This is a genomic window from Streptomyces sp. CB02923 (assembly GCF_001905005.1).
In the GTDB taxonomy this organism is placed as follows: Bacteria; Actinomycetota; Actinomycetes; order Streptomycetales; family Streptomycetaceae; genus Streptomyces.
On the sequence record NZ_LWKZ01000026.1, the window covers coordinates 759,663 to 768,805 of the forward strand.

Consider the following 9,143-nt stretch of genomic DNA (forward strand, 5'->3'; position numbering starts at 1 on the left):
CGCCGGTGGCGTCCGTGGCCCCGGTGTCTTGTGTACACCTCGTGCTGCCACGACTCTGGTGCGACGGTTCACCGCCCGGTACGCCGCACACGGCGCCGGGATCTCGGCTGAGCCGTACCCACCGGACGAGAGGACGGTTCACTCGTGTCGTCACCCAACGGTCCCCACGCCGGCCCGTCGTTCCTGACGGTGGCCAACCCCGGGTTCGAGCAGGGAAAGGAGGGGTGGACCTGGACCGACGGCACCGGCGTTGCCACCGGCCGCCGCAACGCCTGCCTGGACGCCGGAAGGGGACGGGAGGTGGGGCAGGTGGTGACCGCGACCGGGCAGGGCTCGTACGACGTTTCCGCGTGGATCGCCGCGGGCGGGCCCCGCGGCGCGTTCCTGGTGCGGGTCAACGGCGCGCCGGCCGGCGAGGCCGCCATCGCGAACCGCTCCTTCTACTCCCGCCACACCGTCTCGCGGATCGCCCTGCGACAAGGGGACCGGATGGAGATCGTGTTCTCCTCCGGCGACGCCTGGGTCGACGTCGACGACGTCATGCTGTCCCCCGCGGCCCCGGCCGACCCGCGGATCTCCTCCTCGGAGCCGGTCCTGGTGGAGATGTTCGAGTGGGCCAAGCGCAAGGCCAACAGCTGGGTCCATCTGGCCGGTACCGTCGGGCCCCTCGACGTGGACGAGAGGAATCCCGGCGGGTCCGGCACCGCGGCCTACGCCCCGTCGTACTGGGCCGGTTACGCACACCGGAGCGGCTACTACGCGCGCGATACCGCCCATCAGGTCGTCGGAGCCCAGATCCTGGGGCTGACCGAAGAGAACAAGACCATGCTGGGCTCTTTCGCCGTTTCGGCGGTCGCCGCACACGCGTACTACCCCGTGTGGTCGTACAACTTCGACGCCCGGACGTACCTGAGAATCGACTACGGCAGCGCCGACTTCTTCGTACGCGAGGTACCCGCGCCCTTCGAACTGGTGGAGAAGACGGAACGGGCCTACCGGTGGAGCGGCGACGCCTTCTACGTCGGCGACACCATGTGGGATTTCTGCCGTCATGCGACCACGGAATTCGTCGAGGAGCACGACCAGATCAAACCCAACGGCGTCGCCGAGGGCACGGGGCAGGGCATTTTCGCGGGAGCGGCCAGCTACAACGAGAGCAGCGGCGAGCAACTGGTCGAGGCCGGCGATGCGTTCGCCTCCCAGTACCGGGCCTTTCTGGCCGCCGCGGCCCTCGCGTCGGCCCGGGGCGAGGGGGAGCAGGCGGCCCGGTATGCGGGTCAGGCGGCGGAACTGCGCAGGTACTTCCATCACAGCTGGGTCGCGAACCAGGGCGCCGCGATGACACGCGCCTATTCCCTCTCCGGCGCCGCGCTCTCCGGATGGGGCAGGGAGAACAGCTGGTTCATGCCCATGAAACGCCTCCTGCTGCCCGGCCCGCGCAACGACGCGTACCTCGACTACATCGACGACATGGCCGAGGGCGCGGGGAAACCGGTGAACATCGAGGCCATCACGTACCTGCCCGACACCTTTTTCGCCAACGACCGCGACCGGCAGGCGTGGAAGTGGATGCGCTACGTCTACGACCACCGCTACGACCGCCATCCCGTCGCCGCGCAGGGGCTCAACGGCGACTACCCGGAAGTCGCGTTCACCCTCGTCTCCCAGGCCGTCGAGGGACTGATGGGATTTTGCCCGGACGCCCCCCGCACCAGGGTGACCACCCGCTCGCACCTGCCCGGCGGCATCGACTGGGTACGCATCGACCGGATCCCCGTCGGCGACGCCCACTTCGACCTGCGGCACGATGGCACCCATAGGTCCGAGCTCACCAACGGCACCTCGAAGACGTACGCGTGGCAGGCCCGGTTCCCGGGCGACCACCGCACCGTCAGGACCGACGGCAGGCCATCCGCATCCCATCGGAAGATCCTGCACGGAAGGGTCCACACCTGCGTGAACGTCCGGGTACCACCGGGCGGGACCGCGACCGTCGAAATCGTCCGCGACCGGCCAGGGCCGGCTCCCGTAACGTAAGGAATCCGGCATGACGACGAAGGCCGCACTCATCACCGGCACCAGCCGCCCGATCGGCCTCGGCTTCGCGGTCGCCCGCCGGCTCGCCGAACTCGACTACCACGTGTTCCTCACCGCACGCGACGTCTCCCGCGCCGAAGCCCTGGCCGTACAGCTGCGGCAGGAAGACCACCGGGCGACGGCCCTGCGTCTCGACCTCACCGACGCCGCCGGCATGCAGGAGGCCGCCGACCACCTCGCCCGGACCGTCGGCCACCTGGACGTCCTGGTCAACAACGCCAGCGATGCCGTCGACTTCACCGTCCTGTCCGCGCTGGACGCCGACCTCGACGCCGTGCGGTCCGCGCTGGAGGTGGACGTGCTCGGCCCCTGGCGTCTGGTCCAGACACTGTTGCCGCTGCTCGAAGCCGCCCCCGCCGCCCGCATCGTCAACGTCTCCAGCATCTCCGCCCAGCAGATCGCCACCGGACTCGACCTCGGCGCCAGCCTGCGCGCCCCTGCCCACTCCTTCGCCAAGCACATGCTCGACACCCTGACCACCGTGCTGGCCCACGCTCTGAAGGACACGCCCATCCTCGTCAACGCCGTCGACCCGGGCGAGACCGCCACCCACCCCGAGCGCGGCGACGAACACGACGCACGTCCCGCCAGTGAAAGCGCGCGCGGTGTCGTATGGGCAGCGACGCTGGGCGAGGACGGACCCACCGGCAGGCTCTTCAGTGACACCCAGCCGCTGACCTGAGCGAAGGCGCCCGCCCGGTGGCCTTATGTCTGCCGACGGCCGTCAATCACCGTCGTGCTTGCCTTTCCTGGTGCTTTTCCCCTTGACCAGGAATGCCGTGCGCATCGACGGAAGGAGTCCCTTGCCGTCCCCACCGCCGCTGCCGCTGCCGGTGCGGGCGGGTGCGTCGGGGCCGGTGTGCGTCTCTTCGGTGGCGACGAGAGCGTAAGCGTGGGCCAGGGTTTTCAGTGCCTTGTCGGACCGGCCCTTGTGTTTGGCCTTGCTGATGGCGGTGGCCTCACGGGCGATGGCCCTGAGGAGTTTCTCGCGGGCGACGGCTGCGGGCATCCGGGGAGCGGCGGTCGGTACGAGGCCCGCTCCGGGCGGCTCGGTCTGCCGGTCGGTGCCGGTGGTTTCGTCGGCCCGTTCCCTGAGTGGCGTGGCCTTGGAGCCGAACTTTTTCTTGGCCATGCTGGTTCCTTTTTCTTTTGTCCGGCGATGCTCGGCCCGTTGCCGACAGCCGAGTCGCCTCCCTGCGAATTCACCGACGTCACCAGCAGGTTTCCCAACGATGGGCTCACCTATGCCTTTATCGAGCCGCAACCGCGATCCCCGCCTCACGGACCGGGCCGTGAGCCCGAAGCCGCCATCCGGGCCAGGCTTTCGGACCGGCCCGGCATGGTGGCGGCCCGACGGTGCGAGGTGTCTGGATGCTGGTGTCCGCACATCAGGCAGCGGAATCGGGCAGGGGAATCGGTCAGGAACAGGAGAGGCCGTGGACGAAGCCAGCCGTCGAGGAGGCCGGAGCCCGGTGGCCGCCGGTGCGGGCCATGCCGCTCCCGGGCAGCCGGGGGTCATCGGCATCGCGCTCGCCGCCGTGCTGACGGCCGCGCTCGCGCAGGGCTCATGGCAGTGGTTCGCCACATACATCGGCGTGACGCTGCTCGCGGTGATCCTCTTCTTTTACCGGCTGCCGGTGTGGACGCCCGGCCTCCGTTCTGCGTACATGCGCAATCTGGCGGCGTATTCGCTGGTCGTGGGCCTGTGCGTAGCGATCACGCTGGCTCCCATGATGCAGCGCTGGGCGTGGCTGTTCCCGATGCCGGGCACCCGTGGCACGTGTCCCGCCCTGGGCACCTACGAGAGCATCCGGACGGAGGCGGCGCTGGCGGACCTGGCCGGTCGCGACGGTGCCGGTGCTGCCTTGGCGCACGCGCAGGACGTCACGCCTTGACCTGCGGCGTACCACCTATACCGCACTGAAAGTGCGCAACCCGGACCTCCGTCCTAATGTGGGCGCATGGCCGCTTCCCGGTTGCGATGGTCCCCCTTCGGCGGGCCGCGCAGGGAAGCGGCGGGCGTGGTGGCCCCGGCGCCGCCGGTCCCGGTTGCCTGGCGGGCAGCCGGGGCCGGCGCGCCTTCGGCACCCGGCCCCCGCCCCGCCCGTACCCCGTCACCTCACCCGGCCGGCGGCCGTGCGCCCGCTCCGTCCGCGGGTCGGGAGCGTGACAGGTCATGACCGGACGGGACACCCCTCCGCCCGGCCGCTACGACCCGCACCGCGGCGTACCGCCCCGGGCCGCCGATGCTCCGGGGCCGGACGCGGACGGCACCCGCCCCGCACCACCGCTCGCCCCCCTCAGCCTGCGCGAACGGCTCGCCCTCAACCGGACGGGCACCTTCGACTGGGACCTGGACCGCGCGACGCTGGAACTGGACCCGTGCGCGCTGGACGTCTTCGACCTGCGGCCGGACGAGTTCGACGGGCGGCCCGCGACGCTCGCCGCCCGCGTGCCCCCCGAAGAGGGCTACCGGCTGGACGCGGCCGTCTCCCAGGCCGTCCAGGACGGGGCACCCTCGTACGGCGCGTACTTCCGCATCCACTGCCGCGACGGCACACCCCGGTGGACCCAGACCCAGGGCCGCATCCTGCGGGACGACGACGGCCGTCCCTACCGGATCGCCGGTGTCGTCCGGGAAGCCGGTACGGAGATGGCGGACTCCGTGCTGCTGCGATCTCTCCAGGAGAACCGCCAGCGGCAGACCGCGATGGTGCAGCAGACCACGGCGGCGCTCTCCCGGGCCCTGTCGGTCGCGGACGTGACCCGCGTCCTGACCGGTACGGGCGGTGCCCGGCGGTTCGGCGCCGACGCGCTGATCCTGGGGCTGGTCGACAACGACCGTTTCGAGGTCATCGCCATCACGGGCCTGCCGGGGGCCGCTCCCGAGGAGATGATGGCGTCCCGGCTCGACGACACCCTGCCGCTGTCGGACGCCGCGCTGTCGCGCCGGGCCGCGTTCCTGTCCTCACGCGGCGAACTGATGGCCCGCTATCCACGGCTGCGCCCGTACCTGGACCGCGTCCCGTCGGGCAGTGCCGTCTTCCTGCCGCTGGTCGCGCAGGACCGCGCCATCGCGGCGCTCGGCCTGTTCAACGCCGAGCCCAAGCAGCACTCGGCGGAGGACCGGAACCTGGCACTGGCGCTGGCCGGTGTCGTGGCCCAGTCCCTCCAGCGGGCCATGCTCTTCGACCAGGAACGCGAGTTCGCGACCGGGCTACAGGCCACGATGCTGCCGCGCCGCGTGCCCGACATCGCGGGCGGCGAGGTCACCGTCCGCTACCACGCGGCCAGCACCGGGCGGGACATCGGCGGTGACTGGTACGACGTCATCCCGCTGCCCCAGGGGCGCACCGGGCTGGTCGTGGGCGACGTCCAGGGCCACGACACGCACGCCGCGGCGGTGATGGGGCAGCTGCGCATCGCCCTGCGTGCCTATGCCACCGAGGGCCATTCCCCGGAGACGGTGCTGGTCCGCGCGTCCCGCTTCCTCGCCGAGCTGGAGACCGAACGGTTCGCGACGTGTACGTACGTCCAGGCGGACCTGGAGTCCGGCGCGCTGCACGTGGCGCGGGCCGGCCACCTGGGCCCGCTGATCTGGGACGCGGCCGGACACACGGACTGGCACCCGGTACGCGGCGGGCTGCCGCTCGGGCTGGCCACCGCCTTCGGCCAGGACCACTTCCCGGAGACGCAGCTCTTCCTGGAGCCGGACTCCGCCCTCCTGCTGTGCACCGACGGCCTGGTCGAACAGCCGGGCCAGGACATCACCGCGGGCATCGACGCGCTGGCCGCCGCGGTCCGGGACGGCCCGGCCGAGCTGGAGGCGCTCGCCGACCTGCTCTCGGACCAGCTGTGGGCGCGGTCCGGCTCCGACGACGACATGGCCCTCGTGCTGCTGCACCGCGCCCCGACCGCCGGGACCACCGCCATCACCCCGCGCTTCCGGCTCCACGTCCACCAGGCGGACCCGTCCGGCGCCTCGGAGGTGCGGGCCATGCTGCGGCGGACGATGGACCAGTGGCGGGCGGGCCCGGTCGCGTACGACATCGAGGTGGCCGCCACCGAACTCGTCACCAACGCGCTGACCCACACGGACAGCGGGGCGCTCGTGACGGTGGAACTCCTGCCGCCCGCGGCGGGCGGCAGCCGGCGCCGCGTCCGGCTGGAGGTCGAGGACCGTTCCAGCCGCTGGCCGCGCCGCCGCACCCCCGGCGAAACCGCCACCTCCGGCCGGGGCCTGATGATGGTCGAAGCCCTGTCCGACTCCTGGGGAGCGGAGCCGAGAGGCAGCGGCAAGGCACTGTGGTGCGAATTCGCCCTCCCGGGCGAGGGCTAAGGCGTTTCTGACGGCGAGACCCGGGCCCCGGGGGCCCTACGCTCCGTGCCAGACCGTTGTCGCGTTGCAGAATTCCCGGATGCCGTGGCCGGCCAGTTCGCGGCCGTAGCCGGAGCGTTTGATGCCGCCGAAGGGGAGGGCGGGGTGGGAGGCGGTCATGCCGTTGAAGAAGATGCCGCCGGCCTCGATGTCGCGGATGAGGCGCCGCTGTTCGTCCTCGTCGCGGGTCCACGCGTTGGAGCTCAGGCCGAACGGGGTGTCGTTGGCGGTGGCGACGGCCTCGTCGAGGTCGTTGACCCGGTAGAGCGTGGCGACCGGGCCGAATGCCTCCTCCTGGTGGATGCGCATCGCGGGGGTGATGCCGGCCAGTACGGTCGGCTCGTAGAACCAGCCGGTGGCCGGCTTCTCGGGGCGTTTGCCGCCGCAGAGGGCCGCCGCGCCCCGGTGGACCGCGTCGTCGACCAGTTCTTCCAGGTCGGAGCGGCCCTGTTCGCTCGACAGCGGGCCGACGTCGGTCGTCTCCTCCATCGGGTCGCCGACGGTCAGTCCGGCCATCCGCTCGGTGAAGCGCACCGCGAACTCGTCGTAGACGTCGGTGTGCACGATGAAGCGCTTGGCGGCGATGCAGGACTGGCCGTTGTTCTGGACGCGGGCGGTCACAGCCGTGCGTACGGCCGCGTCGAGGTCGGCGGACGGCAGCACGATGTACGGGTCGCTGCCGCCCAGTTCCAGCACCGTCTTCTTGATCTCGCCGGCGGCGATGGAGGCGACGGAGCGGCCGGCCGGTTCGCTGCCGGTGAGTGTCGCGGCGGCGACCCGGCGGTCACGGAGGATGCCCTCGATCGCGCCGGAGCCGACCAGCAGGGTCTGGAAGCAGCCTTCGGGGAAGCCCGCCCGGTGCAGCAGGTCCTGCACGTACAGCGCGGTCTGCGGCACGTTGGAGGCGTGCTTGAGCAGACAGGTGTTGCCGGCCATCAGCGCGGGCGCGGCGAAGCGGACGACCTGCCAGAGGGGGAAGTTCCACGGCATGACGGCCAGGACGGTGCCGAGCGGCCGGTAGCGGACGTAGGCGCGGGACGCCCCGGCGTCCTTGGCGTCGCCGGGGTCGGGCAGTTCGTCGGCGAGGAGTTCCTCGGCGTGGTCCGCGTACCAGCGCATCGTCTTCGCGCATTTGGCGGCCTCGGCACGGGCCGCCGCCAGTGGCTTGCCCATCTCGGTCGTCATCGTGCGGGCGATGCCGTCCTGGCTCGCCTCCAGCAGGCCGGCGGCGTTGCGCAGCAGTTCGCCGCGTTCGGCGAAGGTGGTGGTCCGGTAGCTGCGGAACGTCTGCTCGGCGCGGGCGAGCCGGTCCTCGATCCCGTCCGCGTCGAGCGCGTCGAAGGTCTTGAGCGTCTCGCCGGTGGCCGGGTTGACCGTGGCGATGGCCATGGGAATGCACCTCCCGTGGGGTGGTGGGTGGCGGCGGGGGCCGGGGGCTAGGTGAGCGGCCCGGGGGCCGGTGACGGCTCCGGTACGGGGTCGGGGCCCGGCGGGCGCGGTACGGGGTCGGGGTTGGGTGTCGGCGGCTGCGGCGCGGGCGGCGGCGGTGTGGGGTCGGGCGGTCCGGGCACCGGAGGTCCCGGTGTCGGCCCCGGCGCGGGGCCGGGCCCCGGTCCCGGCTCGGGTCCTCCGGGCCCCGGCGTCGGCGTGGGCGTCGGCGGCACGGGCTCGCTCGCCTGCCCCGGCTCGCGCGTACGGTGCGGTGTCGGTTGCCGCTCCACAGCAGACCTCCTGGGTCGTACGGCATGTGGTTCTCCGGCCCCGGTACCCGGGTTTCGCCGGTCTATCGCATCGGCGCCCGGTGGATTGCGGTGCCGGACACACGCGGTGCCGGACGCATGCCTCGTTCCTGCGGGTGGCTTGTCCGGTTCGTTCGGCGACGCGCGGTCCCTGGCCCCCTACATTGCGGGCATGACCTCCGTGAGGACCGTGACGACCATGGCCTGCGCCGCCGCGCTCGCCCTGACCGTGCCCCACTCCCCCGCCGCGTTCTCGGCCCCCGCCCCGGCGGCCGGCCGTCCGCTGCCCACCCGGATGGCGGACACCGGCGGCGGCGGTCAGCTCATCACGGCCCGCGCCGCGGACCTCGGCTCCACGACCGGCACGGTGAGCTGGTGGCAGCGGCACGGGAGCCGCTGGCACCGGGTCGGTACGGCGCCCGCGCGCTTCGGGGCGAACGGGCTGGCCGAGGGCAGCTCCCGCGAGCAGGGCACCTCGACGACCCCGACGGGCCTGTACGACCTGCCGTTCGCCTTCGGGACCGCCGGGAAACCGGCCGGTACGAGGATTCCGTACCGGCCGGTGCGGGACAGCTCCTGGTGGTGCCAGGACAACGCCTCGTCCGCCTACAACCGCTGGGTGGACCCGCTGCCGGGCGACTGCGCGGCGAAGGAGGCCGAGCGCCTGGCCGACTACCCGGTGCAGTACAGCCGGGCCCTCGTCATCGGCTTCAACTACCACCGGCCGGTACGCGGGCGCGGCGCGGGCATCTTCCTGCACGTCAACGGCCGCGGGGCGACGGCGGGCTGTGTGTCCGTACCGGCCCGCGCGATGGCCCGCATCGTGTCCTGGGTGAAGCCCGCCGCGCGTCCGCACATGGCGATCGGCACGGATTCCGGCCGTACGGCGGTCACCCGCTACTGACCGGTCCTAGGCGCTGTTTCTCGGA

At 72.2% G+C, this 9,143-nt stretch carries 7 protein-coding genes; 5 read left to right on the top strand and 2 right to left on the bottom strand.

Annotated elements, in window-relative coordinates:
• Nucleotides 1-144 precede the first annotated feature (144 nt).
• Together A6A06_RS34815 and A6A06_RS34820 are read left to right on the top strand one after the other, a co-directional pair.
• Nucleotides 145-2,037 (top strand): hypothetical protein, encoded by a 1,893-nt coding sequence (locus A6A06_RS34815; protein ID WP_073767088.1) that lies wholly within the window; start codon nt 145-147, stop codon nt 2,035-2,037.
• A gap of 10 nt (nt 2,038-2,047) precedes the next feature.
• Entirely contained in the window at nt 2,048-2,779 is a 732-nt protein-coding gene (locus tag A6A06_RS34820) for an SDR family NAD(P)-dependent oxidoreductase (RefSeq protein WP_073767090.1), read from the top strand.
• A gap of 42 nt (nt 2,780-2,821) precedes the next feature.
• Here the strand turns inward: A6A06_RS34820 and A6A06_RS34825 are convergent, their stop codons facing one another.
• Entirely contained in the window at nt 2,822-3,229 is a 408-nt protein-coding gene (locus tag A6A06_RS34825; protein WP_073767092.1) for a hypothetical protein, read from the bottom strand.
• Between the two features lie 304 nt (nt 3,230-3,533).
• Between A6A06_RS34825 and A6A06_RS34830 the strand changes: the two genes are divergently transcribed.
• A complete protein-coding gene (locus tag A6A06_RS34830) occupies nt 3,534-3,992 on the top strand; it encodes a hypothetical protein (protein ID WP_242441103.1) in 459 nt (152 codons plus the stop codon).
• A 281-nt stretch (nt 3,993-4,273) separates the two neighbouring features.
• Complete coding sequence (locus tag A6A06_RS34835; protein ID WP_073767094.1) at nt 4,274-6,436, top strand: SpoIIE family protein phosphatase; 2,163 nt, start codon at nt 4,274-4,276, stop codon at nt 6,434-6,436.
• Nucleotides 6,437-6,472: 36 nt separating this feature from the next.
• Here the strand turns inward: A6A06_RS34835 and A6A06_RS34840 are convergent, their stop codons facing one another.
• Complete coding sequence (locus A6A06_RS34840) at nt 6,473-7,864, bottom strand: NADP-dependent succinic semialdehyde dehydrogenase (RefSeq protein WP_073767096.1); 1,392 nt, start codon at nt 7,862-7,864, stop codon at nt 6,473-6,475.
• A 522-nt stretch (nt 7,865-8,386) separates the two neighbouring features.
• Between A6A06_RS34840 and A6A06_RS34845 the strand changes: the two genes are divergently transcribed.
• Complete coding sequence (locus tag A6A06_RS34845; protein WP_073767258.1) at nt 8,387-9,118, top strand: L,D-transpeptidase family protein; 732 nt, start codon at nt 8,387-8,389, stop codon at nt 9,116-9,118.
• Nucleotides 9,119-9,143 lie beyond the last annotated feature (25 nt).

Bases quoted from the DNA above. Each gene is read 5' to 3' on its own strand.
- A6A06_RS34820 (WP_073767090.1), top strand. From the start codon at position 2,048: ATGACGACGAAGGCCGCACTCATCACCGGCACCAGCCGCCCGATCGGC.
- A6A06_RS34825 (WP_073767092.1), bottom strand. From the start codon at position 3,229: ATGGCCAAGAAAAAGTTCGGCTCCAAGGCCACGCCACTCAGGGAACGG.
- A6A06_RS34835 (WP_073767094.1), top strand. From the start codon at position 4,274: ATGACCGGACGGGACACCCCTCCGCCCGGCCGCTACGACCCGCACCGC.
- A6A06_RS34840 (WP_073767096.1), bottom strand. From the start codon at position 7,864: ATGGCCATCGCCACGGTCAACCCGGCCACCGGCGAGACGCTCAAGACC.
- A6A06_RS34845 (WP_073767258.1), top strand. From the start codon at position 8,387: ATGACCTCCGTGAGGACCGTGACGACCATGGCCTGCGCCGCCGCGCTC.